General features: G+C 37.1%; 28 protein-coding genes and 1 tRNA gene. 16 read left to right on the forward strand and 13 right to left on the reverse strand.

Annotation, left to right across the window (positions count from 1 at the left end):
• Positions 1–35: 35 nt before the first annotated feature.
• Positions 36–677 carry an isochorismatase family protein gene (locus HN643_01375; GenBank protein MBT7500307.1) on the reverse strand — a complete coding sequence of 214 codons (642 nt, stop codon included), beginning with the start codon at positions 675–677 and terminating at the stop codon, positions 36–38.
• A gap of 411 nt (positions 678–1088) precedes the next feature.
• On the opposite strand from HN643_01375, the gene HN643_01380 reads away from it, so the two are divergent.
• The 4 genes from HN643_01380 (at position 1089) to HN643_01395 (ending at position 8607) form a co-directional block, all read left to right on the forward strand.
• The gene (locus HN643_01380; GenBank protein MBT7500308.1) at positions 1089–3164 is read left to right on the forward strand and encodes an excinuclease ABC subunit UvrB; all 2076 of its coding nucleotides are present in this window, start codon (positions 1089–1091) and stop codon (positions 3162–3164) included.
• 582 nt (positions 3165–3746) lie between these two features.
• Positions 3747–4739: a 23S rRNA (adenine(2503)-C(2))-methyltransferase RlmN gene (gene rlmN, locus HN643_01385; protein MBT7500309.1), complete on the forward strand. Its 993-nt coding sequence runs from the start codon at positions 3747–3749 to the stop codon at positions 4737–4739.
• Between the two features lie 22 nt (positions 4740–4761).
• Positions 4762–7353, forward strand: a complete 2592-nt coding sequence (gene uvrA, locus HN643_01390; protein MBT7500310.1) for an excinuclease ABC subunit UvrA — start codon at positions 4762–4764, stop codon at positions 7351–7353.
• Positions 7354–7356: 3 nt separating this feature from the next.
• Positions 7357–8607, forward strand: coding sequence for a GIY-YIG nuclease family protein (locus tag HN643_01395; protein ID MBT7500311.1), 1251 nt, complete (start codon positions 7357–7359; stop codon positions 8605–8607).
• A 37-nt stretch (positions 8608–8644) separates the two neighbouring features.
• Here HN643_01395 and HN643_01400 read toward each other — a convergent pair whose 3' ends face one another.
• The 3 genes from HN643_01400 to HN643_01410 form a co-directional block, all read right to left on the reverse strand.
• Positions 8645–8905, reverse strand: a complete 261-nt coding sequence (locus HN643_01400) for a hypothetical protein (GenBank protein MBT7500312.1) — start codon at positions 8903–8905, stop codon at positions 8645–8647.
• A gap of 122 nt (positions 8906–9027) precedes the next feature.
• Positions 9028–9735, reverse strand: coding sequence for an NUDIX hydrolase (locus HN643_01405; GenBank protein ID MBT7500313.1), 708 nt, complete (start codon positions 9733–9735; stop codon positions 9028–9030).
• 177 nt (positions 9736–9912) lie between these two features.
• Complete coding sequence (locus HN643_01410) at positions 9913–10620, reverse strand: lytic transglycosylase domain-containing protein (GenBank protein MBT7500314.1); 708 nt, start codon at positions 10618–10620, stop codon at positions 9913–9915.
• Between the two features lie 192 nt (positions 10621–10812).
• Here HN643_01410 and HN643_01415 point away from each other — a divergent pair, with 192 nt between their 5' ends.
• A complete protein-coding gene (locus HN643_01415; protein MBT7500315.1) occupies positions 10813–11328 on the forward strand; it encodes a GNAT family N-acetyltransferase in 516 nt (171 codons plus the stop codon).
• A gap of 101 nt (positions 11329–11429) precedes the next feature.
• A complete protein-coding gene (locus HN643_01420; GenBank protein MBT7500316.1) occupies positions 11430–12461 on the forward strand; it encodes a DNA recombination protein RmuC in 1032 nt (343 codons plus the stop codon).
• Positions 12462–12515: 54 nt separating this feature from the next.
• Here the strand turns inward: HN643_01420 and HN643_01425 are convergent, their stop codons facing one another.
• Together HN643_01425 and HN643_01430 are read right to left on the reverse strand one after the other, a co-directional pair.
• On the reverse strand, positions 12516–12980 hold the full coding sequence (locus HN643_01425) for a hypothetical protein (GenBank protein MBT7500317.1): 465 nt from the start codon (positions 12978–12980) through the stop codon (positions 12516–12518).
• 125 nt (positions 12981–13105) lie between these two features.
• Positions 13106–13366 (reverse strand): hypothetical protein, encoded by a 261-nt coding sequence (locus HN643_01430; protein MBT7500318.1) that lies wholly within the window; start codon positions 13364–13366, stop codon positions 13106–13108.
• Positions 13367–13604: 238 nt separating this feature from the next.
• Here HN643_01430 and rpsT point away from each other — a divergent pair, with 238 nt between their 5' ends.
• From rpsT to HN643_01445, 3 genes are all read left to right on the forward strand, one after another.
• Positions 13605–13877, forward strand: a complete 273-nt coding sequence (rpsT, locus tag HN643_01435) for a 30S ribosomal protein S20 (GenBank protein MBT7500319.1) — start codon at positions 13605–13607, stop codon at positions 13875–13877.
• A gap of 91 nt (positions 13878–13968) precedes the next feature.
• The gene (locus HN643_01440; GenBank protein ID MBT7500320.1) at positions 13969–14607 is read left to right on the forward strand and encodes a queuosine precursor transporter; all 639 of its coding nucleotides are present in this window, start codon (positions 13969–13971) and stop codon (positions 14605–14607) included.
• Between the two features lie 30 nt (positions 14608–14637).
• Positions 14638–14841, forward strand: a complete 204-nt coding sequence (locus HN643_01445) for a hypothetical protein (GenBank protein ID MBT7500321.1) — start codon at positions 14638–14640, stop codon at positions 14839–14841.
• 123 nt (positions 14842–14964) lie between these two features.
• Here HN643_01445 and holA read toward each other — a convergent pair whose 3' ends face one another.
• Positions 14965–15960, reverse strand: coding sequence for a DNA polymerase III subunit delta (gene holA, locus HN643_01450; protein MBT7500322.1), 996 nt, complete (start codon positions 15958–15960; stop codon positions 14965–14967).
• Between the two features lie 149 nt (positions 15961–16109).
• On the opposite strand from holA, the gene HN643_01455 reads away from it, so the two are divergent.
• Positions 16110–16823 carry a VWA domain-containing protein gene (locus HN643_01455; protein ID MBT7500323.1) on the forward strand — a complete coding sequence of 238 codons (714 nt, stop codon included), beginning with the start codon at positions 16110–16112 and terminating at the stop codon, positions 16821–16823.
• Positions 16824–17055: 232 nt separating this feature from the next.
• The gene (locus HN643_01460) at positions 17056–17361 is read left to right on the forward strand and encodes a hypothetical protein (protein ID MBT7500324.1); all 306 of its coding nucleotides are present in this window, start codon (positions 17056–17058) and stop codon (positions 17359–17361) included.
• A 58-nt stretch (positions 17362–17419) separates the two neighbouring features.
• On the opposite strand, the gene polA is transcribed toward HN643_01460, so the two are convergent.
• From polA to HN643_01480, 4 genes are all read right to left on the reverse strand, one after another.
• On the reverse strand, positions 17420–20209 hold the full coding sequence (polA, locus tag HN643_01465; protein ID MBT7500325.1) for a DNA polymerase I: 2790 nt from the start codon (positions 20207–20209) through the stop codon (positions 17420–17422).
• A 6-nt stretch (positions 20210–20215) separates the two neighbouring features.
• Positions 20216–21217 (reverse strand): NAD(P)-dependent glycerol-3-phosphate dehydrogenase, encoded by a 1002-nt coding sequence (locus tag HN643_01470; GenBank protein MBT7500326.1) that lies wholly within the window; start codon positions 21215–21217, stop codon positions 20216–20218.
• Between the two features lie 84 nt (positions 21218–21301).
• Complete coding sequence (locus HN643_01475) at positions 21302–21568, reverse strand: hypothetical protein (protein ID MBT7500327.1); 267 nt, start codon at positions 21566–21568, stop codon at positions 21302–21304.
• A 101-nt stretch (positions 21569–21669) separates the two neighbouring features.
• The gene (locus HN643_01480; GenBank protein ID MBT7500328.1) at positions 21670–22656 is read right to left on the reverse strand and encodes a hypothetical protein; all 987 of its coding nucleotides are present in this window, start codon (positions 22654–22656) and stop codon (positions 21670–21672) included.
• A gap of 261 nt (positions 22657–22917) precedes the next feature.
• Between HN643_01480 and HN643_01485 the strand changes: the two genes are divergently transcribed.
• A tRNA-Cys gene (locus HN643_01485) sits at positions 22918–22992 on the forward strand.
• Between the two features lie 45 nt (positions 22993–23037).
• Here HN643_01485 and HN643_01490 read toward each other — a convergent pair.
• Positions 23038–23592, reverse strand: a complete 555-nt coding sequence (locus tag HN643_01490) for a 3D domain-containing protein (GenBank protein ID MBT7500329.1) — start codon at positions 23590–23592, stop codon at positions 23038–23040.
• A 372-nt stretch (positions 23593–23964) separates the two neighbouring features.
• Here HN643_01490 and rpsP point away from each other — a divergent pair, with 372 nt between their 5' ends.
• Positions 23965–24498, forward strand: coding sequence for a 30S ribosomal protein S16 (rpsP, locus tag HN643_01495; GenBank protein ID MBT7500330.1), 534 nt, complete (start codon positions 23965–23967; stop codon positions 24496–24498).
• Between the two features lie 296 nt (positions 24499–24794).
• Entirely contained in the window at positions 24795–25142 is a 348-nt protein-coding gene (locus HN643_01500) for a KH domain-containing protein (GenBank protein MBT7500331.1), read from the forward strand.
• Between the two features lie 61 nt (positions 25143–25203).
• On the opposite strand, the gene HN643_01505 is transcribed toward HN643_01500, so the two are convergent.
• Positions 25204–25575 (reverse strand): hypothetical protein, encoded by a 372-nt coding sequence (locus HN643_01505; protein ID MBT7500332.1) that lies wholly within the window; start codon positions 25573–25575, stop codon positions 25204–25206.
• 144 nt (positions 25576–25719) lie between these two features.
• On the opposite strand from HN643_01505, the gene trmD reads away from it, so the two are divergent.
• Both trmD and HN643_01515 read left to right on the forward strand, forming a co-directional pair.
• Positions 25720–26421 (forward strand): tRNA (guanosine(37)-N1)-methyltransferase TrmD, encoded by a 702-nt coding sequence (trmD, locus tag HN643_01510; GenBank protein MBT7500333.1) that lies wholly within the window; start codon positions 25720–25722, stop codon positions 26419–26421.
• Positions 26422–26492: 71 nt separating this feature from the next.
• A complete protein-coding gene (locus HN643_01515; protein ID MBT7500334.1) occupies positions 26493–26963 on the forward strand; it encodes a hypothetical protein in 471 nt (156 codons plus the stop codon).

The following is a 26963-nucleotide window of genomic DNA, read 5'->3' on the forward strand; positions in this document are numbered from 1 at the left end:
GGGAATTAGCTATGAGCTAATTCCCATGTGTTTATTTATCGAACAACTACCACTTCAGCGGCTTCCAACTCCTGGATAATTTGTTCATCGTTCTCAGGAAATACTGAAGCGCAATATTCCTTAAGTACTCTTACTTCTGCCTCAGGAAATTCCATCTTAGCATCTTTCGCAGAGTCTTTCACACAAACATCAAAGGCCAAACAAACAACATCAATGCCTTCGAAATCATATGCAGAAAGACTTTCCGCGAGACCGGTCGTAATCCGTTCACCATTTTCATTAACTCCCGAGAAAAACGCGGAATGGCTAGCAACATCCGGATCCATTCCCTTCCGAACGATAAGAGCAACTTTACTCATATCAAGTAAGGGATGAATCATTGCACCGGACGAATTCTGCTTGCAATGGTCAAAAAAGACCATCTGCTCAACTCCGTTCCTTTTAACCATTGCGAACGGAGCAACACCATGTCTCGAAGCAAATTCGTAATGTCCTTCCGGATGCCAATCCTGGGTAACGATAATCAAATCGTATTCACCAGTGGCCATCAACGCATTGATCATCTTCATTAAAGCTGAGCCACCCGTAACAGCCAGGGCTCCACTTTCCATGAAATCAAGCTGGGGATCAACAATTATCAGGATTCTGCCGATCTTAATCTTGCGAATAGTTTTCATCTTTCACCTCTTAAATTGGTTGTAAAATAACTCAATATAGTATCACACCTACTGCTCATTGTCAAGGTCTAAATCCTCATCTTCTTTATCTATCATCAAACGCATGGCCAACTTGTAATGTTCATCTTTTAGGTCGTCTAAATTATCACGAATTTTCTTTTTATCCATATAATTGATTACTGAATTGTACTGATCTACTGAACATTTAGTATATCAGTAATTATCAGCACTCACTTCACTTTCACAGGTATTATAGTGTATTTATTACACTCTGTCAAGTGTTTTTAGGTGTTTTGTCGTAAAATTAGTCAAAACCATAAAAAAACATCCACCCTATTCTAGCATATATATGTATATTTATATTCCCAGTCTTTGCCAAAAGCTATTCTATTGCTATGATTAAGTAAATGTATGAAATTCAATCTCCACGCCAAATTCAAACCAGCCGGTGATCAACCACAGGCGATCGAAAAACTTGTTCAGGGCATCAAGTCTGATTTTGATAAACAGACACTACTTGGTGTAACTGGGTCTGGTAAAACTTTTACCATTGCCAACGTAATTAAAAAAACTCAATTACCTACTCTTATAATTGCTCACAATAAAACTCTAGCCGCTCAACTATGTAGTGAGTTTCGTCAGTTCTTTCCAGACAACGCAGTGGAATATTTTGTCAGCTATTATGATTATTATCAACCAGAAGCTTATCTACCGTCATCTGATACTTACATAGAAAAAGAAGCCCAAATTAATGAAGAGATTGAACGACTTCGTCACGCCTGCACGCAATCACTCTTAACTCGCAAAGATGTAATTATTGTTGCTTCAGTTTCTGCCATCTATGGTTTAGGCTCACCAGAAGAATATAAAAAAATAACCTTGCACTTAACCAAGAATCAAAAACTAGATAGGCGTGAAATGCTGGAACAACTGATTGACATGCAATTTACTAGAACAAATTCTGATTTGAAACGCGGCACTTTCAGAATGCGTGGGCAAATATTTGAGATCATGCCGATTAACGAAAATATTATCTTTCGCTTTGAAATTTCTGATAAAATCGACCTAATTGAATCACTCGATCCGATTACCCGAAAAGTTAAACGCGAACTACCAGGTATCTGGCTTTTCCCAGCCGTGCATTATGTAATTAATGAAGACATTAAACAAAAAGCTTTTCAAACAATTCGCGCTGAACTAAAAGAACAGCTTGCTATATTCAAAAAACAAAAAAAATTATTGGAATATGAGAGATTGAAACGTCGAGTAAAATATGATTTAGAGATGATCAAAAATGTTGGTTACTGCAGTGGAATTGAAAATTACTCTCGGCATTTTGATAATAGAAAACCTGGAGAAGCGCCATTTAACCTAATGGATTATTTCAAAGCTAACAATAAAAAGTTTCTAACTGTAATTGACGAGTCTCATGTTGCGCTACCTCAAATCCGGGCCATGTATAACGGTGATCAGGCACGTAAAAGTACTTTAGTTGAACACGGGTTTAGACTACCCAGCGCCAAAGACAACCGACCACTTAAGTTCGAGGAATTTGAAAGAAAAAACGATTCAACAATATACACCTCCGCCACTCCAACAGAATTTGAAACAAAAAGCTCGAATAAAGTCGTTGAACAGATCGTTCGCCCAACCGGCCTAATTGATCCAGAAGTTGACATCAGACCAATCTCTGGTAAGGAGCAAGAATCAAGGAGCAAGGAGCAAGGAAAAATTAAAAAGGGAAAATTAAAAAATAAAACACACACAAAAACTCAGATTGAAGATTTAATATTAGAAATAGAAAAACAGATCAAGCTAAAAGAGAGAACGCTAGTTACGACATTAACAAAGAAAATGGCTGAAGACCTAGCTGAGTATCTGAAGAAAAAGAAAATACAAGTTTCATATCTACACAGTGATATCGACACCCTAGAAAGAATTCAAATCATCACAGATCTTAGGAACGGTAAAATTGATGTTTTAATCGGAGTAAATTTACTTCGTGAAGGACTGGACATCCCAGAAGTTTCACTGGTTGCTATTCTTGATGCTGACAAAGAAGGGTTTTTAAGAAACGACACCAGCTTAATTCAAACCATTGGCCGAGCAGCTAGAAATGTAAACGGTAGAGTTTTGCTTTACGCTGACAACATCACTGGTTCAATTAAACGTGCAGTAAAAGAAACCAAACGTCGCCGAAACAAACAATTATCCTACAACAAAAAACATGGTATCACCCCCAAGACAATTCAAAAAGCTATTCAAAATATACTTGAAGAATTCGGACTTACAGTGAAGAAAAAAACCAAGAAAGAAAAAAAACAATTACAGGAAACTCTGGCTATTGACTTGCAAGGAGACGATCGACCAATTAAACAAATCATTAAAGATAAAGAAACGCAAATGAAAGAAGCTGCTCAAAAACTGGAATTTGAATTGGCCGCTGTACTTCGCGACGAAATTCGACTATTGAAAATGAAAATATAAAAAAAGCGCCCAAGTCCTTAACTTGAGCGCATGTGAGAAATTTCCCTTAAGTGTACCCCGAGGGATACGGCGATGTGGCGACTTCTCTGATCCACCGATCAACCATCTTCCCGCCTTTGTATACGGGATGCTCGATCCTACCTGCCTTTGGCAAGCGTAATCGAAAGAATTGGCCAACCAATAAACCGAGAAGAAGAAAAAGAAATCTAATCAATCTCTCCTCCACTGTTATATATTATATACAACTGAAAATTATAGCATAAAGAAAAATAGTTGTCAACCGTCACAAGTGCTAATAATGTAATTTTAGCAACAAAACGACTAAAATGTTTTGACAAAAAGGAACAGCTCTTCTATACTAATAACGGGTCTGTTACCGAATGCAAGTTCGTAACGAAATTTTCAAATATTATGATAGAATCTTCAAAAATTTTTGAGGTAATATGGTAATATTAGCGAGAAGATTTTTGGAGATTATAGCCAAAATTTGAAAATTGCAGTAGAAGCTGCATTCGGTAACAGACCCATAACAATAAATTTAACCTACCCCCCTGCCAAAGCAGAATAGGGGGCTTTTAGCTTATGCTCTATCAATTACCTGAAAACCTAAATCATTTACCTAATTTCAGAAAAAAACAAATTCATCATGCAATTTGGGGTGATTATATTTCTGAATGGTCAGACGCTACTACCCTACCCAAGGACCTTTTGAAGGAACTGGAACAAAGTTTACCTATAAACATTGCCGGTGAAAATTTTCATTCCACTGATCAACAAACTTGCAAAACAGTTATTGAACTTGAAGACGAAAAAAAGATTGAAACCGTACTGATGCAACACAAGGACGATCGTAATACAATCTGCCTATCCACTCAAGTCGGTTGCGTAATGAACTGTTCATACTGCGCCACGGGCCAAATGGGATTTTCAAGAAATCTAACAGCGGACGAAATCATCATGCAAATTTTGTTTTGGGCAAGATACTTAAAAAAATCAAAAAGAAAAATCACCAATGTTGTTTTTATGGGGATGGGTGAACCATTCTTAAACTATGACAATGTAATGAAATCTATTTCAATAATCAACAGCCCCGACTTTTTCAATATCGGAGCACGTAGAATTTCTATTTCAACCTGCGGTATTACTGAAGGAATTAAAAAATTAGCTAATCAGCCACTGCAGATAAACCTGGCCATCTCGTTGCATGCGCCTAACGACAAAGTTCGCAATCAAATAATGACTATTAACAAAAAGTATTCTGTTAACAAAATCATGGTAGCCGTCGATCAATATGTTACTAAGACTAACCGAAAAGTAATGTTTGAATATTTATTATTAAAAGATGTTAATGATAAACCAGAACATGCTCGAGAACTTGCCACACTTCTTGATAACCACTTATACATGGTTAACCTGGTAAAATACAATCCAAGTAATAGCGCATTCTCGCCAACTCCAATTAATAAATTCCAAAAATTTAAATCTATTTTGCAAGTGGCAGGCATTAATGTAACTGAACGTCACAGCTTTGGACAAGATATTAATGCAGCGTGCGGTCAACTAGCTAATAAGTAAGTACAATCAGAAATCAATTCACATGGAAACCAAAATCACAATCAAGGGTGCACGTGAACATAATCTGAGAAATGTTAACTTGGAAATTCCTCGTAACAAAATGATTGTATTCACCGGTATTTCTGGTTCGGGAAAATCCAGCCTGGCTTTTGATACGATTTTCGCTGAAGGCCAACGCCGATATCTGGAAAGTTTATCTTCTTACGCGCGCCAATTTCTAGGTGGTATGAATAAACCGGACGTAAACGAAATATCAGGGCTATCTCCAGCTATTTCTATAGATCAAAAAGCTCATAGTTCCAATCCTCGCTCAACCGTGGCAACAATCACGGAAGTTTATGATTATTTAAGAATTCTATATGCAAAAATCGGACAACCCTATTGTCCTTTGTGTCAGACGCCACTAGAAAAAGTCACTACTGATGAAATTAACGACCACTTGATTGAACGACTTAAAAATACTAAAGAAGAAAAGAACAAAACAACAACTTTATCGATACTTTCACCAATTGTTCGCGGTCGCAAAGGAGAATATCACCAATTACTTTATGATATTTATAACAACGGTTTTGTTGAGGCTCGTATTGACGGAAAATTTAAATCGCTTAAGAATAGAGTTGTATTAACCAAAAATAAAAAGCATACTATTGAAATTGTAATCGATAAAATCACCCTTATTAATCCAGACACGATTGAACAAAGTCCTTCTGTTTTGCAAAGGATTGCTGAAGCAGTGGAAAATGCAGCTGAACTATCCGATGGTCTTTGTACCGTTATTTATCCAAACAGTGAAGAAAAAATATTCAGCACAGACTATTCTTGTCCGCATGATGGTTATAGTTTTCCAGAAATCGAGCCCCGTCTTTTTAGTTTTAATAGTCCTTATGGATATTGTAACTATTGTACAGGCCTTGGCACAAAAGAATTATTCAGCGAAGAAGTGTGTCCTAAGTGCGAGGGCAAGCGTCTAAACGAAAATGCCCTAAGCGTAAAAATCAACAAAAAAAACATTTGCCAAACAACCGACCTCAATATACGAGAAGCATTGGAATTTATTATCTTACTAGAAAAAAAACTCACCGCTAAACAACTCGAAATTGCAGGAGTTATTATCGGAGAGGTGAGAACCCGTTTACAGTTTATGCTTGATGTCGGCTTGCACTATTTAACTTTAAACCGGCGTGGCGGAACACTTTCTGGTGGTGAAGCGCAACGCATTCGCCTAGCATCTCAGGTCAGCACCAAACTGGTTGGAGCACTTTATATCTTAGATGAACCAACTATTGGTTTACATCAAAAAGATAACGATCAACTAATTTCAACACTGAGAAATCTGTGCGATACTGGCAATACTATTATAATTGTTGAACATGATGAAAACACAATCTTGACCAGTGACTGGCTGGTTGATATTGGTCCAGCTGCTGGAGTGCACGGCGGTAAAATTGTCTACAACGGCCCCTTAAATAATATTCTTGATTCAAAACAGGCTTTACCGAAAATAGCACTCGATTGTCAAACTCAAGGTTCCGCAAAAGATTCTTTAACAGGTCAATATTTAAGAAACGAAAAATCAATTTCACTACCAGAGCGCCGGCGAAAAGTTGATAAAAAAACTCCCGTCATAAAAATTACTGGGGCCAAAGAACATAATCTAAAAAACATCAAGGTAGAAATTCCCCTTCGCCGTTTAATTTGTTTGACCGGTGTATCCGGATCAGGTAAGTCAACCTTAATGCACGACACTTTGTATCGTGCTATTCAAAACAAGAAATTCCGCATGAATAAATGGGTTGGTAAACACAAATCTGTAACAGGAATCGAGAGTATTGATAAAGTTATCAAAATCAACCAAGCACCAATCGGCCGTACCCCTAGATCAAACCCTGCAACTTACACCAAAGCGTTTGATTATATTCGTGATATTTTTGCTTCAACTCAAGAAGCTCGTATTCGCGGTTATAACGTTGGTCGCTTCAGTTTTAATAAGCCCGGCGGACGTTGCGAAAACTGTGAAGGTCGTGGTCACTTGCAAATAGAAATGCATTTTCTACCCAGCGTAGAAGTTATTTGTGATATATGTAAAGGCAAACGTTACAACAAAGAAACTTTGCAAGTTCATTACAAAGGAAAAAACATTTCCGATGTTCTGAGTATGACGATTGAAGAATCAAAAGTTTTTTTCCGTGACGTACCTTTTATTTACGACAAACTAAAGGTTCTTAGTGAAGTTGGTCTTGACTACCTAACACTTGGCCAGTCAGCCACCACCCTCTCGGGTGGTGAAGCCCAACGGATTAAACTAAGTCGAGAATTAGCAAAAAGAAATACAACCAATACTTTATATTTAATGGACGAGCCTACCGTTGGACTGCATTATGATGATGTCAAAAAACTTCTTGATGTCATTCAACGATTAGTTTCACAAGGAAACACAGCCATGATAATTGAACATAATCTCGACATCATCAAATGCGCTGACTGGCTGATTGACCTTGGACCTGAAGGTGGTGATGGTGGTGGCGAAGTTGTAAAAGTTGGCACCCCAGAGGAAGTTGCTAGATATGGACCAAGCTGGACCGGACAATACTTAAAACGAATATTAAAATCTTGAAACATGCCCAACTTAAAACAAAAACTCACCAAAGCACCAACCAAACCTGGTATATACCTTTTTTATAATAAACAAAGGGCTCTTATTTATGTTGGCAAAGCCACAAACCTAAAATCACGGATTCGCAGTTACTTTACTGGACAAAAATCACCTAGACCAATTGAAACTTTTATTCACGAAGTTTCCAACATTAAGTGGGTCGTAACAGACTCAGTTTTGGAAGCCATTATTTTCGAAGCCAATTACATAAAAAAACATCAACCGAAATACAACGTCCTTGGCAAAGATGACAAGAGCTGGAATTATTTATATTTAACTAAAGATTATTTTCCCATTTTAAAATCTATTCGTGCTCATGAAATTACTAATTACCAAAAATTATGGGGTCCTTTTCCAGGTTTAAATACCAAGGAAGCACTCAAACTTTTGCGTAAGCTTTTTAACTATTCTGATTGTAAACCAAATCAAGACAAACCTTGCTTTTATAATCAAATCGAACAATGTCTTGGGGTTTGCACTGGTGAAATTACTGCTCAGAAATACAAACAAAAAGTTATCCGCCCACTAATGGCCTTTCTTTCTGGCAAAAAAGATCAAGTAATAAAAGATCTCAAAAAAAACATGAAAGTTGCGAGTAAAGAAGAAGAATATGAAGAAGCAGCTCGCCTACGCGACCAAATCAATAACTTGAAAAAAATTCAAGATGTTGCCCTGCTTAGTGATTCTTTATTCAAAACTACCCGAATTTCTAATTTCAAGTTTCGAATTTCTAGAATCGAAGGTTATGATATCTCTAACCTTGGCTCAACTGGCAAAGTTGGAAGTTTAGTTACCTTTCTCCACGGAGCACCAAGTAAAAAAGATTACAAAAAATTCAAAATAAAAACTGTTAAGGGCCAAAGTGATGTTGATTGTCTGGCTGAAGTTTTGAATCGAAGATTGAAGCACTCCGACTGGCCTCTGCCAGACTTAATTCTTGTCGACGGCGGTAAGCCACAAATATCTACAGCAATTAAGATACTTCAAAAAAGCAAAAAAGAAGAAAAGCAAGAAAGAAAAAAAATTAACACACAAAAACAAATCCCAATCGTAGGAATTGCCAAAGGAAAAGATCGTAAAAAAAATCAGTTTTTCATTTCTGACAAATCAATTGAATCCTGGATCAAAGAAAACAAAAAACTTTTAATTCAAGTTCGCGATGAAGCACATCGCTTTGCGATTAAATATCAAAGGCAACTTAGGAAAATAAAGTAAAAAAAGAAACGCGACATGGTCGCGTTTTTCGTTTGTCTTAATGTTCTTCTTCGTTCAGCAACTGGTATTTAATAACCACCGTGATTGCAAAAACCACATTCACATTTGTAGTGTGGCTACTACCAGCACCAGCTCCGGCGCCTACTGTTCGCCACTCAATATCATCGTTGTCATAGAAAATTTTACCTTCATTTTCACTGAGCCACGCCTCCAATTCTTGATTAAGTTGGCTTACTGCTGAACTATGAGAAACCGCTTCATCAGTACAACTAAAAATCTTTACTCGATACCTTTCCATATATCACCTCCGAGTTATTAAACCTAAAACCTACGCGATATGTTATATTACTAAAATTATCTTAATTTGTCAACCCCAATCAAAAAACCGAGCTATCCAGCTCGGTCTTTTCAATATCTCGTTTATATAACTCTACTATAGATTTTCAACTTTTTAGTGGTTGCTTTGTAAAGTTGAGCTGGCCGACCAACTTCACTGGTCACCTTATCTAATGGCTCAACCATAGCCAGAGACAAAATCTTTTTACGGAAATTCCGCTTGTCAATTTTATCTTTGTAAACCGCTTCATAAGCTTTTTGCAATTCGGTTAGAGTAAATTCTGATTGCATCATGGTAGCGGCTACATTAGTATATTCAAATTTCCATTTCAAGCGTTGCCATGCATACAAAAGAATTTCTTCATGCGATTTTCCAAAAGAAAGTTCCGGCAAATCAGTTATTGGAAACCAACGCGCCTCACGTGCATCATCAGAAGCACTAAGTTTAATTTTCTCCGGCTCACTTACTAGCACCATGTACGCTACCGCAATTACTCTTGTTCGTGGATCACGTTTAACTTCACCAAAAGTATAAAGCTGTTCCAAGTAATTTGATTTTGATAAACCAGTTTCTTCATTTAACTCACGCAAAGCAGCTTCTTCCAAACTTTCATCTTCCCGCACAAAACCACCCGGGATTGCCCATTTACCAACGCCTGGACCAAAACGACGTTTAACCAAAAGTACATTTAACTTATTTTTTATTAATGAAAAAACCACAATATCAGCGGCAACTAAAAGTTTCCAGCCTTCTGTGGCTTTTTTGAAATCAAAAGCTTTTTTATTAGTCATAGATTTACGGATTACGGATTTATACGGATATACGGAGACACAAGACTCTCTAGTTTTAAACCTCATGTAAATCTGTACATCCATATCAATCTGTAATCCTTACACAGTATAGCACATTAGTGTCAATTAAACAAAAAAGAGTAGTGATACGAGGATCACTACTCTCTTTTTTGAATCTCACTTGCGAGCAACTTGCTCAGGCTTTTCCCAGTCCCAGATGAAGTGGCGACCCATCTCCGAATAAATTAGGAAATGAGCTTGGTAATGCGCGGCTCCGTACAGATCCTTGTTGCCTGCCAGATACTTTTCATGCAGACATTTCATGTAACCTTTAGCAGCACAACTTCTGTACTTACCATTGTACTTGACCAGAGCCCAACGCCAGTTCTTCTTCGCTCCATACTTCTTGAGAACCTCTACCGCACACCAAGCGTTGATCACCGGGTCACGTAGAGCTTCTACTCGAGTGATGCCACAGATTGCCTCAGCCGTTCCCGGCATGATTTGGAACAATCCTTGAGCACCTTTGAAGCTTTCTTCATCTGGATCAGCTCCGCTCTCCACAAACATCAGGAAAACGAATCGACCCAGACCGGCCTCATTAAAAATGGTAATGATTTCATCCCTAGCATTCTTGGGAATCTTCAGCCAGTTTCTCAAAAGACCATTTACATTGGAATAGCCCAACTTGCCAATCACGTCCTTCACCAATACATGAGGATAAATTACATCATCCCAATCATACTGGCGATACACCTTTGCTCGCAGAACTTTTACCTGTTTGTTAGAAACGATCTCCATTTTAGTTTCGGCTGCAGCTTGACCCAGGTCAGTCAGACTACAAACAATCAAGATTGCCATTGCGAAAAGGGCTGTTTTCTTCATGATTTCCTCCAAAGAAGTTTAGCCTCCTCGCCTTGCGGTAAACGTAGTATAGCACGAATATTAGATAATGTCAATGGCGAATTGCACTAAATTAACCAATTTTAGCTAAAATTACTATTGACAATTTTCACTATATTTGCTACAATGCTCAGTTATCGGATATTTACAATATTAAACATACTGGAGGCGTATATGTCTATTAAACTTTGGCCAACCGGACTTGAAGATGTTGAGAAAATAATGACCTGGGTAAATGACCCAGAAGTCACCGCCTACTTTGCCACTATGGGAAACATTACCAAAGAGCAGGAAATTGCTTATTTGAGTACAATGTTGGCTAGTAAAAACGATCGCTTGTTCAGCATTTTTGTAGACGACGATTATGCTGGGCAATGCTCAATCAATCAGATTCACTGGCCTTCTCAAACTGGTAGAATCTTCTTGGTCTTAACCAAAAAATTCCAAGGTCGCGGACTAGCTGCCAAAGTGATTGCGGAGCTCCTCCGGGTTGCCTTTGAGGATTTAAAGCTAAACAAAATTTGGCTGATCGTCAGGGAACACAACGAGCGTGGCCGGTACCTTTACAAACGGTGCGGTTTTGAGACAGAGGGTCTTTTGCGAGAAGAGTACAAAGTCAACGACAACTTTGTAAACATGGTCCGTATGTCAATCTTGGCCAAAGAGTACCACCTATGGTACAAAGACTAATAATCACAGCCGCTTTGAATATAATTCAAGGCGGTTTTTGTTTTCCTGAAAGTATGCTAAAATAGTTAAAACAAAACTAATCTTGAAATTAAAATTTTCTTATGCAATACCTACAATTAATAATCATAATCGTCGGTTTCGCCGTCATAACTTATTTCATTGTAAGGCCTAAAGAGCCTGAGGAAAAAAAAGATGATCAATCCATGATCATGATGCAGAATCAACTCAAAGAAATCCGCCAGTCTCTATCCAGTCAACAAACTGAAATCCAAAAAACAATGCAAGGTCAATTTTCCGAAAGCGCAAAAGTTATTAGAAATGTGACCGAGAGATTAACAAAGTTGGATGACACGAATAAACAGGTTATTGGATTTACAGAACAGCTACAAAGTCTCGAAAAGATTTTAACTAATTCAAAGACACGTGGTGCACTTGGCGAAGCTAATTTGGAATTGATTTTAAATAATATTCTTCCACCTCAAGCGTTTCAGATGCAATATCGATTCCGAAACAATGAATCGGTAGACGCAATTGTGAGGATAAAAGACAAAATATTACCGATCGATGCAAAATTCTCATTAACCAACTACCAGCGCATAGTCGACGAAGATAACCCAGAAAGAAAATTAGTGCTAGAAAAAGAATTTAAAAATGACCTAAAGAAAAGAATTGACGAAACCTCAAAATATATTCGCCCAGAAGAAAACACCCTTGAATTTGCGTTCATGTTTATCCCCGCTGAAGGGATTTATTACGATTTACTGGTTAATGAAGTTGGCGCCGTAAAAGTGAATACACGCAGCTTGATTGACTATGCCTTTAATGAAAAAAGGGTCATAATAGTTTCCCCAACAACCTTTGCTGCATACTTACAAACTGTACTTCAGGGATTACGAGCTCTACAAATTGAAGAATCTGCCAAGGAAATACGGCAGAATGTAGAAAAGCTTCAAAAACATCTTGCAGCCTACGAAGATTATCATCGAAAAGTCGGATCTCACTTAGGAACAGTAATCAATGCCTGGAACTATGGAGACAAGGAATTAAAAAAGATTGATAAAGATGTTTTGAAAATAACCGGCACGCCAAGTAACTTCGAGCCCACCCCATTAGATCGCCCAAAAACTGATTAATACTTCCGCAAAATAAAAAAGCCGTCCCTGATGTTACTTGGGACGGTTTTGTGTTTATGACAAACCAGATTCATGCAATAAGTTCTGATGCTCATCCTTGGCCTTTTGTTCACGAAGTTCAATTTGTTGTTTCTCGGTTCTTATCTTTCTCAGTTCCTCTTGAGAATGACGTAGTTTACCCATTCCACCACTAGATATAAATGATCCAACCAGCCCAAACCATTCTATCATTTCATCAAAAGCAATTATTAATTTTTCCTTAGTTGGATCTTTTCCAAGATAGATATTCTTTCTCTTCAAATCAAGTAATGGAATTTGAACAGTAATTTCTTGGTCCAATTTTTTAATTAGATCAGAAATACCAATCAAATCAACACCTGCTTCAGTAAAAGATGCAAATACCCCATGAACGCAATCAACGCAAATATATGCGCCAAGCTGTCCAAGTGGAACCTTCGTTACCTGATTATTACCGCTACAAAAGCCACATCGACCTTTTTCTCCTAGCGCATCGTTCATTTTAGGCCTCGAACAGTTAAGCAGATCAATTTCTGCTTTTAACACTTAAATCTTAATTAAATTTGCTATAAATGTCAACTAAAAAGCCAGCTTGAATAATATCCAAGCTGGCTGATTGATCATTTTTAGAAACGACCACTTTTGGCTTCAACATCTGCTTCAATCGCAGAAATCTGTTCCTGGGTAGGTTCGGGATCTACCTGTGCTCGAGGACAACGGAATGCGACCGTCACCCCCAGCATGTCACAAAGCTCCCGCTCAACACCACTGTCTAAAATTGAAGCTCTCTTGATTGCTATTACTTTATCTCGAAAAGCCAAATTTACTCGATTTCCAACCACTTCAAACTTGATGCAACTACCACAACCATTCCCATTACCACACATAGTGAACCTCCATAGTTATAATATACACCGACTAATTATACTATACTATTATTATCAACTTGTCAAGACTTGACATTTTCTAAATTTAGAGTTATCATACTCTTAGTTTTATAAATTTTCAAAAGGGTCAGAAGAGCAAGAAGAGCTAGAAGGGACAGAAGGTAAGGTGGGATTACAGGAATTGTTTCCCCTTATCTTTCCTCTACCTCCTTTACCTCCTTTACCCCCTCTAATACTTATGCCACAAACTAGACAAGCAAAAAAAGCTCTTCGAAAAAGTCAGAAAAAAGCGGTAATAAATAAAGCTATCAACAGCACTGTTAAAACTTTAGTTAAAAAAAGTCGAAAAGCAGTATTAAGTAATGATGGGACAGCTGGAGAATTGATTAAAACAACTATCCAAAAAATTGATAAAGCCGCTCAAAAAGGTGTTATCAAAAAAAATACCGCTGCCCGAAAAAAATCTCGCTTAATGAAGAGCCTAAATAAAAGCCAAGGCCCAAAAGCCTAAATCTAAAATCCTCTTATGTTTTTTAATCTTGAGAGGATTTTATGATAATTTTTTAAATGATCTTCTTTCGCCCTCTTTATCTTCTTGTCCTATGTCACAAAATAAAAAAACCGACCTTCTTTTAGCTATCTTCATCACAGTTTTGATCTGCGCTAATATTTTAGGTGTGAAAATTACAACCATTCTCGGTATTTCAGTTTCGGTTGGCATCTTCATGTTTCCAATAACCTTTTTAATTACAGACATTATAGAAGAAGTTCATGGTAAAGAAAAAACTAAAACTTTTATAAAAGCTGGTTCCATTGCGTTGATCATTGTCTTTGCCTACACAGCTCTTTCAATATGGCTAGGCGCAAGTGAAAGATATCCGCACGGAGAAGCTTACGCTACAATTTTTGGTAGTACTCTACGAATGCTTTTTGCAAGTTTGATTGCCTTTTTAATTAGCCAGTATCATGATATTTGGGCATTTAATTTTTGGAAAACAAAAACCAAAGGTAAATATTTGTGGTTGAGGAATAATGCCTCAACAGTAGTCAGTCAATTACTTGATTCTACTATCTTCATGTTCATCGCCTTTTACGCAATTGCTCCGAAGTTCGATGCTTTATTTATAATTCAACTAATAATTCCTTATTGGTTATTTAAAATAGTAATCGCCGCCATTGATACTCCGTTTTGTTATCTTGGAGTTAAGTGGTTAAAAGGCACGAAATCAGGGAAGAAATAAATCAAGGAATCACTTATTTCGGAGGAAAGCATGGGAAGACTGCCAAACAAAACAACCGCTGAACTTCTTCAGCCATTAAATGTAAATCTAGGGCCAGAAGCAAAGAAATTTCTTGCAAGAACAGGGCCACCGGAATTCAAACATTGGCCGACCGAAGAACAGTTTGCAAAATTGAATATACTCTGCGACCAGGATGATCAACGATTTTTGAAAGTAATCTCCCAGGCACAGTAAAACACAAAAGCGCTCAACTGAGCGCTTATTTTTTTAAAATTATTTTATACTAGTCTTGCTTGCCTGCCCCGAACCCGAGTGTAATGATTGGTGCGGGGTTTCACTTGTTTTACTAGTCTCGCTTCAAAGCTCAGCAATCAACAAATCAAACAGTAACTCAAAGGTAATATTTGTAGATTTTATCTTAATTTCAAAATCCAGTAACTGCTGATATATTTTTTTAATTTGTTCAATTGGAAAATTGCGCAGTTGACTCAAACTTTTCTTCACTACGTAAGGATGAATTTTAAGTTGTTTGGCAATCATAGCTTCTGGTAAATTATCTTTTTCCGTAGCCTCCTTGATCTGCCAAAAAATTCTGAACTGACGAACCAACATTGTCAACAAATATATTTCATTCGATCCGCTATCCAATTGATCTTGAAAAAGTTTTAATGCTTTTTTCTTATTCTTGGAACTAATAGCATCCATCAGTTGAAAAATGTCATCATTATACTTTCCCTTGACCATTAAATTAATATCTTCAGTGGTAACCTTTTCACCAGATTTGTAATTAGCCAACTTGTGAATTTCTCGATCCAATTGCCAAAGGTCATTACCAATAATTGCTGCCAGTAAGTTCACTGCCTCTAGCGACAAATTGATTTCATATTGTTTAGCTTTATTCAAAATCCACTTCACTAAATTATTTTGTTTTGGTAATTGAAATTCTTCAATCTCAGCAATTGCCTTTTTGTGAAGACCTTGGATCTGTTTATAGATTTTATTTCTAGCATCAGGCTTTTCAGTTTGATAAAAAACCACAAAAAATCCTTCAGCTGGTTTTTTTAATGCACCAAGTACTAATTCCTGCACTTCCTTGTCTAACTTGCTACCAGTTTGTAAAAAGTTTTTAAGAATAACTAACTTATTCATTCCAAACAAAGAATTGACTTGAAGTGCATTTTTTAAATCATTATTAATTTTGTCCTTTGAACCACTAGCCAATAAATCAAAAGAAAAAATATTCAAACCTGTATATTTCTTTTCAAATACCTCTCGCCAATAGACCATTCGTTGAAAAATCTCGTAATCATTCTCACCGTGCCACAAAAATAATTGTTTAGTTTTGTCTGACATATAGTTATATACTAGCATAAAATATCAAATTCACAATATCCAATACTAAATAACAAATTCACCTCTTGACAAACTATTACATTTATTTTAAGCTGTTTTATTGATGTTCTTTGGCAGTAAAGTAGTAACTCAACTCACGAGGTGTTCTCATGAAAGACAACGGAAACAAAAACTCAGTAAGTGCTTTGATCCCAGGTGATGCGCTAAATGGTCTGGTTCAGGTAGATACCAAACCTAAGACGCTAAGTATCATGATTCTGGATCAATCTTCCTCAATGATGCATTATGATGACACTCCACAAACATGCATTAATGGAGTCATTGAAGAATGCAAAAACCCGAAAGATGGACGAACTCAATTTTGTACAGTGATTGCATTTGATGACGAAGCAGAGATTCTTTTGCCACTAACCCTGGCAACGGAAGTTGTTCCGATTTCTAATTATCGAGCGAAAAATATGACTCTGCTGTGGGAAACAGTTTACCAGACGCTGAAAGTCTTCCGCCACTTTTATCGACAAGCTAACGGTCTTGCTGACATCAAAGTTTACGTGGCGGTTTTCAGTGATGGAGACGACAACAAGTCAGACCGTGAACGCCAGCCCAGAAAAGTAAAGAAGCTCGCTAGAAGTGTGCGAGCTCTGGGATGGGAACTGTTCTGTTACGGGATTGGTATCGATGGTGAAAGGCTAGCTGAAGACATGGGCTTTCCTACCGATTCAGATCACGCCATTACCGTTGAAGGCTCGCCAGAGGCCATTGCCAACGTAACCAGACACTACTCTGATGCAACAACCACTGGTTGTTTTGACCCCAACTTTTTCAAAAAAAAGCAAAAGACAACTACTCCGCAGAAACCGTAACAACTCACCCCCACAAATTCATGAATTTGTGGGGGTTTTTAATCTTGACAAAATTAAAATAATCTATTATAATCAAAAGTTCTATTTTTAACCATTTACATGGGGTTATAATGAAACTGAATCTGAGCTTTCAGCGGCATGGTCTAACTCAGGTCAATCTGGCCAAGAAAAAGATCAATGCTACTCCTATGTCTGACTCCTTCCCAGGTCGCTAAACCTGGAGGAGGACAAAATGATCTATCGCGTACTGACAGCCAGCTTTAATGAACAGAACTATCCGTCTTATAGCCAGCCGACATTCGGTGGCGCCTGGATGGTAGGCGGCGTATTTTGCGACGTACCTTTTCCTAACAAGAAGATTAATCCCAAGGCAAAATTCTTCTTCACGGAAAAAGGTTGGCGAAATGGTAGAAACTATGTTTTGCAGCAGATTCGGGAGATGGGACTGACACACAAAATCATTTGTCGGAAAAACCCCAAAAGATCGGAAATCGTTTACCAGGATAAATTCCAGGTAGCGGTTCTGCCGAGAAGATAACAAACACAAAACCCACTACAGTGTAGTGGGTTTTTTCTATACAAAATTTTTATATTTATTAAAACTTAACTTTCATATCCTGCCAATTATCACCCACCTCGGTGTCAACCTTAATAGGCACACAAAGTTTGTGGATTTTTTCCATTTTTTCATCAATAATTTTTGCAACATAATCAACCATCTCTGATGGACACTCAATTACCAGTTCATCGTGAACTTGCAGTAATACTTTTACCTTTGAACTTTTACCTTTCACCTCTTTATAAACTTCAATCATTGCTATTTTCATAAGATCAGCTGCGGTTCCCTGAATCGGGTGATTAATAGCCATTCTTTCAGCAGATGCACGCACCTGTTGTACACCTGAATTAATTTCTGGTAAATATCTCCTACGCCCAAACATAGTTTCAACATAACCTTGATCCGAAGCGGTATCTTTCATGTTATCTAAATATTTTTTCACGCTGGCAAAAGATTTAAAATACTTTTCAATAAAATCTTGAGCTTCTGCACGGGTAATCTTTTTTCGACTGGCCAAACCCCAAGCGCCCATTCCGTAAAGAACTCCAAAATTAACTTCTTTGGCAGAGTAGCGCATCTCTTTAGTTACTTTTTCTAATTCAACACCATAAATCTTAGCTGCTGTTACAGAGTGAATGTCTTGATCATCTTCAAAAACTTGAATCATCTTCTTATCTTTGGCTAAACAAGCGATCACTCGAAGTTCAACTTGAGAATAGTCAGCTGCTATTATTTTATTTCCTTTTTCTGCAATAAAACACTCTCGAATTTCCTTGCCAAGTTCTTTTCTAATCGGAATATTTTGTAAATTTGGACTTGAAGAAGACAATCGCCCAGTCGCGGTAACGGTCTGATTAAAATCGGTATGAATTCTACCAGTTTTTGGTTCAATCAGCTTTGGCAGAGCTTCAATATAAGTTGATTGTAATTTTGTCAACTCTCTATAGTCTTGAATTAATTCGATAATCGGATGACGATCTAACATTTTGTCCAATTCAGCTGCAGCTGTGGAAATTCCAGTCTTAGTTTTACTTAAACCTTCAATACTGATATCTAACTTCTCAAATAAAATTTCTTTTAATTGTTTTGGTGAGCTGATATTAAATTCCTGTCCTGCCAACTTGTGAATTTTTTTAATTAAAGTATCAATACGAAGTTGGACTTTCTTTTGTAGCTCTGCTAAATGCTTAATATCAATTTTAATGCCGTTTAATTCCATTTCGACTAGAACTTCGATTAACGGCATTTCAATTTCTGTGAATAATTTCCAAAGTTTATTTTCTTTTAACTCTTTTTCCAAAATCCCAACCAAGCGAAAAGTATAATCAGCGTCTTCACAAGAGTAATCAGCCACTTTTTTCGGATCAACCAGGTCAAGAGTACTCTGACCCTTTCCTTTTTTACCAATCAGATCTGTAATCTTGGTCATCTGGTATCCGAGTTCACGAAAAACCAAATCATCAAGCTTATGAGCTCTGGTACCAGGGTTCAAAAGGTAAGAACCAACCATTGTATCAAAATATACACCTTCAGTTTCAATACCATTTTGTTTTAGAACCTTAATATCAAATTTTAAATTATGTCCTATCTTTTTCACATTTTCATCTGCAAAAATTTCTTTTAATTTTTCTAAATTCTTTTTTAATGGCTCGATATAATAAGCCTCGCCCGTTTTCCAAGAAAAGCTGATTCCTAATAATTTACATTGAAAAATATTTAACCCATCAGTCTCTGTGTCAAACACAAACAGTTTTTGTTTTTTTAATTTTCCATAGAATTCATCAAATTCTTTTTCTCCAACAACATGACAATAGTTGTGATTGCTTTTCTTGTCGTCACTCCGGACTTGCCCGCCTTGCCCGATGGCAGTCGAGGCAGGATCCGGAGTCTCTTGATCCACAGCCTGCCCTGAGCCTGTCGAAGGGCCGAAATCAGGTAGTCTATTTAACAAACTTTTGAACCCAAGCTCTTGAAAAACTTTAAAAACTTCATCTTTGTCATAAGGTGCAACTGCAGTATCATTTAAATCAAAATCTACTTTAACATCTCGAACAATGGTTGCTAATTTTTTACTAAGGAATGCCTGTTTCTTGTTATCAATAAGTAAATTATAAATTCTCTCAGTCACTTTTATATTATCGTAAGCTTTGGCCTCAACTTTTTCATACATTTTTTCCATTGAACCAAATTCTTTTATCAAACCAATCGCAGTTTTTTCACCAACTCCTGGAACACCTGGGATATTATCTGATGGATCACCGCGCAATCCTTTGTAATCAATAAGTTTCTCTGGCCCCAGGCCGTCATATTTTTCTTTTACACCCTTTTCATCATAAATAACTGTATCAGACATTCCCTTTCGCATTGTAAAAACTTGAGTATTGTCATCAACCAATTGCAATGCATCCATGTCACCAGTCACAATAATCGACAAAACATCATCGCGATCAACTTGGCGCTTTTCACAAAGCGTGCCAATTACATCATCAGCCTCAAAACCAACCTTCTCATAAATTCTTATATTTAAAACATCCAGAACATCCTTAATGATCGGTATTTGTGCGTATAATTCATCAGGCTGTTTTTCCCTGTGCGCCTTGTAATCAGCAAACTCTTCGTGACGAAATGTTTTTTCTTTGCGATCAAAAGTCACAGCAATGTACTCCGGTTTGAATTCTTTAACTGCCTTGAAAATTGTGGTAATGAAACCATAGACAGCATTTACTAATGTGCCATCTTTTGTCATCATCGGAGGCAGAGCATGAAACGCTCGGTGGAGTACCGCATTACCGTCAACTATTATAAATTTTTTCTTTTTTTTACTCATAATTATTTAGTGACAAACATCCTGTAAATTTTTTATTTTCCAAATATTATCAAACGCTTCTTTTGCTGATAACTTTTCATACAAGACTCGATAAACTTGCTCAGTAATTGGTAAATCTAATTTCATTTTTTCATTCAACTTATAAACAGACGGTACAATATTCATAGCCTCAACCACTTTTCCATTTAAACCGTTAATTATTTCATCAACGCTCAGCCCCTTTCCCAATTCTTGACCAAAAAATCTATTTCGACCGTGCTCAGACATGGCAGTAACTATTAAATCACCAACACCGGACAGTCCCATAAAAGTAATTGGTTTTGCCCCAAAATATTTACCAACTGAAGCCATTTCATTTAGCCCTCTAGAAATAATCGCTGACTTGGTGTTGACACCATAACCTAATCCATCACAAAATCCAGCGGCTACAGCAATAATATTTTTTAATGCACCGCCAAGCTCTACTCCAATAATATCATCATTGCAATAAACACGAAAATATTCTGTTTCCAAGATTTCTTTCACCTTTACTAAACAATGTTTACTTGAATGACCAATCACCGTCTTTGACGGAATTTCTTTAGCGACCTCCCAGGCAATGTTTGGACCAGACAAAGCAACAACTTCATGTTCCGTTCCCAATTCTTCTGTAATCACCTCGGATATTCTTTTATATGTTTCAGGTTCAAGCCCCTTTGATAATGTAACAACAGTTAACGGCTTATCAATAAACGGTTTTATCTTTTGAATAATTGATCTAGTAAATTTAGACGGCACAGCATTAACAATAATTTCTACGTCCTTAGTCAACTCTGAAAAATCATCAACTGCAATCAAATTTTCAGGTAGATCAAACTCAGGTAAATACAAATCATTGCGATGGACAGTATTAATACTTTTAATAACTTCTGGTTCATTTGCCCAAATTTTTACTGAATAATTTTTTTTAGCCAATAGGCTTGCAATCGAAGTCCCCCAGGCCCCAGCCCCCAAAACAGCAATATTCATAGATTTATCTTAATTATATTTAGTAAGCCCATTATATCATCTTCTCGCAAAAATAAAACCGCTCATTTTTATGAGCAGTTATTGTTATCCTTTTAGCCAAATGTAGCCGAAAGAGAGAATCCCCATTCCCACACTAATAATCAATAGTTCTAATTCCAGTTTTTGTTCTTCGCGGTCAAAACCACCTCTGATCCAGATAAAAGGGTAAATTATCGCAAAACCAGCGGCAATCAGAGACACTGCCGAAAAGAAGTTAATCATATTCGCAGCACTATTTATATAACCAGAAAAAATGAACAAGATTGTTGCCAACGCGATCGATACCTTTATAGCTTTTTTCTGTTCTAGCATTAAATCCTCCCGTTTGACTAACTAATTTAGCAAACATGACCGAAACTGTCAAGATTCAATTTAAAACTCCCACCTTTTAATAAAGATAGGAGTTTGTATTGTTAAATGAAACCTCTTTTAAGATCTGACATGTGCTGTAAATGTTCTTTCGAAACAAAAGTTCCTACTTGTAAATCCATCGCTAACAAAAGCTCTTTAATTTCTTTAAAACTTTTGCGACCAAGGCGTTTGATTTTCAAGAATTCTGTTTCGGTCTTAGCAATCAACTCGCCTACATAAACAATATTAGCGTTGTACAAACAATGAGCAGATCTCACACTCATTTCTATTTCTTGAACAGGTTTTAGTAATAGTTCAATTGGTATATCTTCAGAGCCAACCATTAACCTGCGAATCCGATGAGCAGCAATAACATCATCAACATGTTTATTCATGGGCAAGACCAACAAATCAAGCTTGCAGTTTCTAAATGCATACCACAATTTTCTTTTTGCGACTATCAAATCTCGCCTGATGCTTTGGCTACTTAATCTAAATTTCTTAGCAAGGACCTCAATCTTTTGCTTTTCTACTCCTAATCCAAAATAGGCACGTACCACAAAAGCCCTTCGTGATTCTAACAAATCAAGCGTAGCTTCAATTTCTTCTACTGCTATTGCTGGCCAAACTGGAGTGATCCTTCTACGTTCACCATTTAAAACGTGAGCATAAAGATCTTGGTGTAAATCGCCTTCAGTATAGATAATCCCATGACTAAGATTCACCCAGAACATTCGCCAGATATCCTCGGTTGAATCAGATGGTTGAGGTGATCCATACACAAATTTTAGCAGATCCAAATATGGCCGTTGTTCAACTGTACATTCAGGAAAATACAGCCTCTCCATTGTTTTAACTACGCCACGTAAATAAGGGAATAAAACATTAACTTCTAGTGCTTTTGTTAAAACCTGGAAAAGAGACTCTTCTAGCACTGTACGCTCTTTTACGAGAAACAACTTAGCAAATTCTTTGATCAAACCAATCTTCTTTTGCTGGCCTTTTGGTCGATTAGAACAATTTGCTTTTATTCCACCAATCAACCTCATATCACTAAGAATTACTAATTCATTAATGCCAGAATATTGCGACATTTCTTTACAGCTGAATCCTAGACCCGCCAACACAACTAAAAAATCGATTCTCTGTTGTCGCCATGGTCTCACGTGAACCTCCTTTTTCAAGCATTATTGTAAAGTTCAATGTTAATGATTTAGTTTATATTTTTTTTTTATAACTGTCAATAAGCTTCTCTTTACTAATCTTTACATTCAAGTTCAAATTTGCTACCATTTAATTACCTATTTTATGGCCTGGTCGCCAAGTGGTAAGGCAACGGTTTGCAAAACCGTCATTCACCGGTTCGAATCCGGTCCAGGCCTCCAAACAAAAAAACTCCGATTAACGGAGTTTTTTTGTTTTATAGTTTCTTAATATTGAACTACTTCGATTTTAATTAATCTTTTACCAAAGGTAATTGCTGTGTTACGATCTTTTTTCCATAAATCAACTCGATAATCATATCGTTTATTCATTCGATCCTCAACAGTAAAAATTCTAGTTCCATATAGTTCGGGAATCCTTACCTTCGCACCGAGAGGTAAAAAGTTAGCAGCGAGGATATCCTCTTTCCCGTGCTTACATACGTTAAAGCCACTCGCCGTAATACACGGAGTTGAATCGGTTTGATCAACCGTACTTGAATACGCAGTGGCAATAACTGTAGCCACCCGAAGAGGGTCTCTGTATTTAAGGTGTTTTTGACTATTTTCATATGCAATAAACTTTTTACTTAATAGATCTAATGGTTTAGCACTTTTGATTTCCACAGAAGAACCAGTCCCTGTTGAAACCACAATTGACTCCGCCTTGGCTGCTTGCGGAATGGTCATATTGATCAAAAAAGCAACTAATATAACTGCAAAACCCACTCTAACTGAGTTTGGCAATGGACCAGACTGTTCACGTAATAATTCTAGCGTCATATATATTATATAGGAATTATCCATTATGTGGCTAAATTTAGTTAAACCACGTAGGCGTTCACTAAATTTAGATAAAATTTCCTCATAAGGATAACTCAATTGATTTGTGTAAATTATTCCATAATATCACAATTTCAATACTTTGTCAATAGGTGAATTATCCTCTGGAATAAATCCCGTGGCAATATATTAGCACACAACAAATAACTATTCAAGGAGATTGTCCACCACGATGTTGACAAAGACAGATTTTCACGCTATCATAGGATCAATCGTCATTGTGCTCGCTAATTAATATAACATGAAGCATGTAACATATAGCACTCCCAATGAGTTGCTACATGAGACAGGACTCATGATTCACGATAAATTATGTTGTCAATTAGATTTTCACGTACAGGGAAAAAAAATTATCCGTCTTTTCGAATTATAGTTTTGGATAAACGTAAAGATCCATGGGGAGACTTTTTAGAAAACCTAGGTAACTACGACCCTAGGACAAAAAAATTAAATATAAAAGCTGACCGAGTTAAGTATTGGATTGAGAAAGGTGCCCAACCTTCAAGTACTGTACACAATCTCTTAGTCTCTCAAGATATTATTCAAGAAAAAAAAGTCCGCGTTTCTAGGTTAAGTAAAAAGAGAACGGCCAAACTTGCTGATAAACAAAAAGAAAAAGCCGCAAAAGAAACTGCAACCGACGTGTCCACCGAAACGGTAGCGAAGGAGGAAGCTCCTAAAGAAGAGGTTAAAACTGAAGAAGCTCCAACCGACGTGTCCACCGAAGCGGTAGCGAAGGAGGAGGCGCCTAAAGAAGCAGCTAAAACCGAAGCAGTAGAGAAGGATGAAGATCCCAAAGAAGAAACTAAAGTTAAAGAAGTCACTGAAAATAAAAAAGCTGAATAACAAAAAAAAATCTGTCTCAATCATCTCGAAAGACAGATTTTTGTTTACAGTAATAACATAACATTACAAATAATCGACCCTCAATGCTTCACCACAACGGACGCCAGTCGAGATGGAACAATGGTTGACTGGAATGAATAATAATCATCCACAGAACCTGGATATAGCTTTATTAAAAACTTGACAAACCAAAAATTATTTGCTATAATACATGCATAATCAATTCAAATATAATCAATTTAATTGTATCTGAATCGATTAGTTGTATGAATTAATAAGTAACGAAAATGAATCTTATGGCAAAGGAATTTGACCTGGAATTCTTAGAATTCATAGTTAAGTCAATCGTAGGTTTCCCTGACGACGTTAAGGCTAGCCGTGATATTGACGAAAGAGGTGTCCTATTAACCCTAGACATTAACCCAGCTGATATGGGATATGTGATTGGAAAGCAAGGACAAACAGCTAAGGCAATCCGAACTTTATTGAAGATTGTCGGTGCAAAAAACAATGCACGAGTTAACTTGAAAATCAATGAACCAGAAGGTTCAACAAGAGGTCCAAGACGCGAAGAAAGAGTTGACACAAAAGCTCCTGAAACAGAGGTTGTTGACACTGACGTTGTAGATGATCTAAAGATCTAAACTTTACCATTTTACAATAAGAAAAAAGCCACAACTATTGAAGTTCGTGGCTTTTTTTTGATCAAATCTCCTGGCCAATCACCAGATTCTGAAAATGATTCATTGCTGACATAATCAAAACACTTAAGTTGTCATTGTGCTGGCCCTCTATCTTTGAACTACAGGAATTGACTACCATTTCCGTACGATTAATCAAAGCGTTAGCTTCGCTAATAAAGCCCATAACCTTTTTATCTTCAAGGATAACCCTCACTAACAGGTCATGCATTTCCTCGTCACTTGAATGACAATCGAGAAAAAACTCTTTTTCTCCCCGCTCTACAGCTCGAAGCCAATCCAACAAATTCGGCCAATTCTCCTCATCATCAAGCTGTAAATATTCAATCATGAACTCCCTCAACACTACTCTTTCTCTATCCGAGAGCTGTAACATAATTTCCCTCCACTATTAATACAACAAACTACTATAGCTTTACTTTAATGGTTTGTCAAGATACACTAGAATAAATTGCTATATTGTTATATTGCTAAATTGTTTAAACAATTTAACAGTTTGACAATGTAACCATATAACTATATGAAATTCAACATAATGACAATTTTTCCAGACATACTTGACTCTTATTTCGACAAGGGTATGATTCGCATTGCTCAAGAAAAAAAACTAATCAAGATTAAAAACATTAACTTGCGTGATTTTGCTGTTGACAATCGTGGCACAGTTGACGACAGGCCCTACGGCGGTGGACCAGGACAAGTAATCATGGTTGAACCCGTTTACAAGGCGCTGCGCGCCTTGAAGATCAAAGGTCAAAAGTCAAAGAGAAAAAATACAAAATCAAAGATTGTTTTATTATCCGCGAAAGGGAAAACCTGGAATCAACAAATGGCCAAACGATTTTCCAAACTGGATGAAATCACTTTTGTTTGTCCAAGATATGAAGGTCATGATGAAAGAATTAAAAAATTTGTAGACGAAGAAATCGCAATTGGTGATTATGTTTTAACCGGTGGTGAACTTGGTGCAGCCGTTATAATTGATTCCGTAACAAGACTTCTACCAGGAGTTTTGGGTAAACAAGAATCTCTTGATGAAGAATCACATTCAAAACCGGGATACAAAGAATATCCGCAATATACCAGACCTGAAACCTTCTCCTACAAAAGAAGAGACGCGATTAATCGCGTCTCAACACATAAGCTAAAGGTCCCGAAGGTCCTACTCTCCGGTCATCATAAAAATATCCAAGAATGGCGGCAAAAAAAAAGTAAGTCTTGACAATTGTTTAGAAATATATTATTCTAATATGATCCGTGAGTTTTTTGAAACATCCCATTTAGGAGAATACAATGGAAAAGTCACAAAGATTTCAGCGAGGAGAGCAGTTGATCCCAACTATCAAAACCCAAATTGCAGCTCTTCACCGTCAGAAAGAGGCTGCTCTACATGATGGAGAAAAGCAAAACCTGAGGGACGAGATTTCCCGTCTGACAAAGGATCTGGCTGAACTAGAAGCTGGCGTCCAATTACTCCGAGAACGACAAGGATTGGTAGAAATTTTTATCACAACCAGGGAATTAGCCAAGGGTGACACCACCATTAAAGTGACGATCCCAAATGGAGACACTCCTAAAACTGTGGTCTTTGAAGATACCGGCTCTGTATTGCTCAAAGATGCTAACGGCGACACATTAGAAGTCATCGTTCAAAGTAATGAAGACGTTCCCCTATCAGGACCAAAAATGGAAATGGTCTTGGCTGGTATTCAAAATTGGGAACACGTGGAAGTTAGTATTATTGAGAAAGAGCAAGAGGAATAA

Source organism: Candidatus Falkowbacteria bacterium (assembly GCA_018674305.1).
GTDB lineage: Bacteria > Patescibacteriota > Patescibacteriia > UBA11705 > JABHMO01 > JABMRF01.

Excerpts from the sequence above, each read along its gene's own strand:
- HN643_01375 (MBT7500307.1), bottom strand. The coding sequence starts at position 677 with ATGAAAACTATTCGCAAGATTAAGATCGGCAGAATCCTGATAATTGTT.
- HN643_01380 (MBT7500308.1), top strand. The coding sequence starts at position 1,089 with ATGAAATTCAATCTCCACGCCAAATTCAAACCAGCCGGTGATCAACCA.
- rlmN (MBT7500309.1), top strand. The coding sequence starts at position 3,747 with ATGCTCTATCAATTACCTGAAAACCTAAATCATTTACCTAATTTCAGA.
- uvrA (MBT7500310.1), top strand. The coding sequence starts at position 4,762 with ATGGAAACCAAAATCACAATCAAGGGTGCACGTGAACATAATCTGAGA.
- HN643_01395 (MBT7500311.1), top strand. The coding sequence starts at position 7,357 with ATGCCCAACTTAAAACAAAAACTCACCAAAGCACCAACCAAACCTGGT.
- HN643_01400 (MBT7500312.1), bottom strand. The coding sequence starts at position 8,905 with ATGGAAAGGTATCGAGTAAAGATTTTTAGTTGTACTGATGAAGCGGTT.
- HN643_01405 (MBT7500313.1), bottom strand. The coding sequence starts at position 9,735 with ATGACTAATAAAAAAGCTTTTGATTTCAAAAAAGCCACAGAAGGCTGG.
- HN643_01410 (MBT7500314.1), bottom strand. The coding sequence starts at position 10,620 with ATGAAGAAAACAGCCCTTTTCGCAATGGCAATCTTGATTGTTTGTAGT.
- HN643_01415 (MBT7500315.1), top strand. The coding sequence starts at position 10,813 with ATGTCTATTAAACTTTGGCCAACCGGACTTGAAGATGTTGAGAAAATA.
- HN643_01420 (MBT7500316.1), top strand. The coding sequence starts at position 11,430 with ATGCAATACCTACAATTAATAATCATAATCGTCGGTTTCGCCGTCATA.
- HN643_01425 (MBT7500317.1), bottom strand. The coding sequence starts at position 12,980 with ATGAACGATGCGCTAGGAGAAAAAGGTCGATGTGGCTTTTGTAGCGGT.
- HN643_01430 (MBT7500318.1), bottom strand. The coding sequence starts at position 13,366 with ATGTGTGGTAATGGGAATGGTTGTGGTAGTTGCATCAAGTTTGAAGTG.
- rpsT (MBT7500319.1), top strand. The coding sequence starts at position 13,605 with ATGCCACAAACTAGACAAGCAAAAAAAGCTCTTCGAAAAAGTCAGAAA.
- HN643_01440 (MBT7500320.1), top strand. The coding sequence starts at position 13,969 with ATGTCACAAAATAAAAAAACCGACCTTCTTTTAGCTATCTTCATCACA.
- HN643_01445 (MBT7500321.1), top strand. The coding sequence starts at position 14,638 with ATGGGAAGACTGCCAAACAAAACAACCGCTGAACTTCTTCAGCCATTA.
- holA (MBT7500322.1), bottom strand. The coding sequence starts at position 15,960 with ATGTCAGACAAAACTAAACAATTATTTTTGTGGCACGGTGAGAATGAT.
- HN643_01455 (MBT7500323.1), top strand. The coding sequence starts at position 16,110 with ATGAAAGACAACGGAAACAAAAACTCAGTAAGTGCTTTGATCCCAGGT.
- HN643_01460 (MBT7500324.1), top strand. The coding sequence starts at position 17,056 with ATGATCTATCGCGTACTGACAGCCAGCTTTAATGAACAGAACTATCCG.
- polA (MBT7500325.1), bottom strand. The coding sequence starts at position 20,209 with ATGAGTAAAAAAAAGAAAAAATTTATAATAGTTGACGGTAATGCGGTA.
- HN643_01470 (MBT7500326.1), bottom strand. The coding sequence starts at position 21,217 with ATGAATATTGCTGTTTTGGGGGCTGGGGCCTGGGGGACTTCGATTGCA.
- HN643_01475 (MBT7500327.1), bottom strand. The coding sequence starts at position 21,568 with ATGCTAGAACAGAAAAAAGCTATAAAGGTATCGATCGCGTTGGCAACA.
- HN643_01480 (MBT7500328.1), bottom strand. The coding sequence starts at position 22,656 with ATGAGGTTGATTGGTGGAATAAAAGCAAATTGTTCTAATCGACCAAAA.
- HN643_01490 (MBT7500329.1), bottom strand. The coding sequence starts at position 23,592 with ATGACGCTAGAATTATTACGTGAACAGTCTGGTCCATTGCCAAACTCA.
- rpsP (MBT7500330.1), top strand. The coding sequence starts at position 23,965 with ATGTTGTCAATTAGATTTTCACGTACAGGGAAAAAAAATTATCCGTCT.
- HN643_01500 (MBT7500331.1), top strand. The coding sequence starts at position 24,795 with ATGGCAAAGGAATTTGACCTGGAATTCTTAGAATTCATAGTTAAGTCA.
- HN643_01505 (MBT7500332.1), bottom strand. The coding sequence starts at position 25,575 with ATGTTACAGCTCTCGGATAGAGAAAGAGTAGTGTTGAGGGAGTTCATG.
- trmD (MBT7500333.1), top strand. The coding sequence starts at position 25,720 with ATGAAATTCAACATAATGACAATTTTTCCAGACATACTTGACTCTTAT.
- HN643_01515 (MBT7500334.1), top strand. The coding sequence starts at position 26,493 with ATGGAAAAGTCACAAAGATTTCAGCGAGGAGAGCAGTTGATCCCAACT.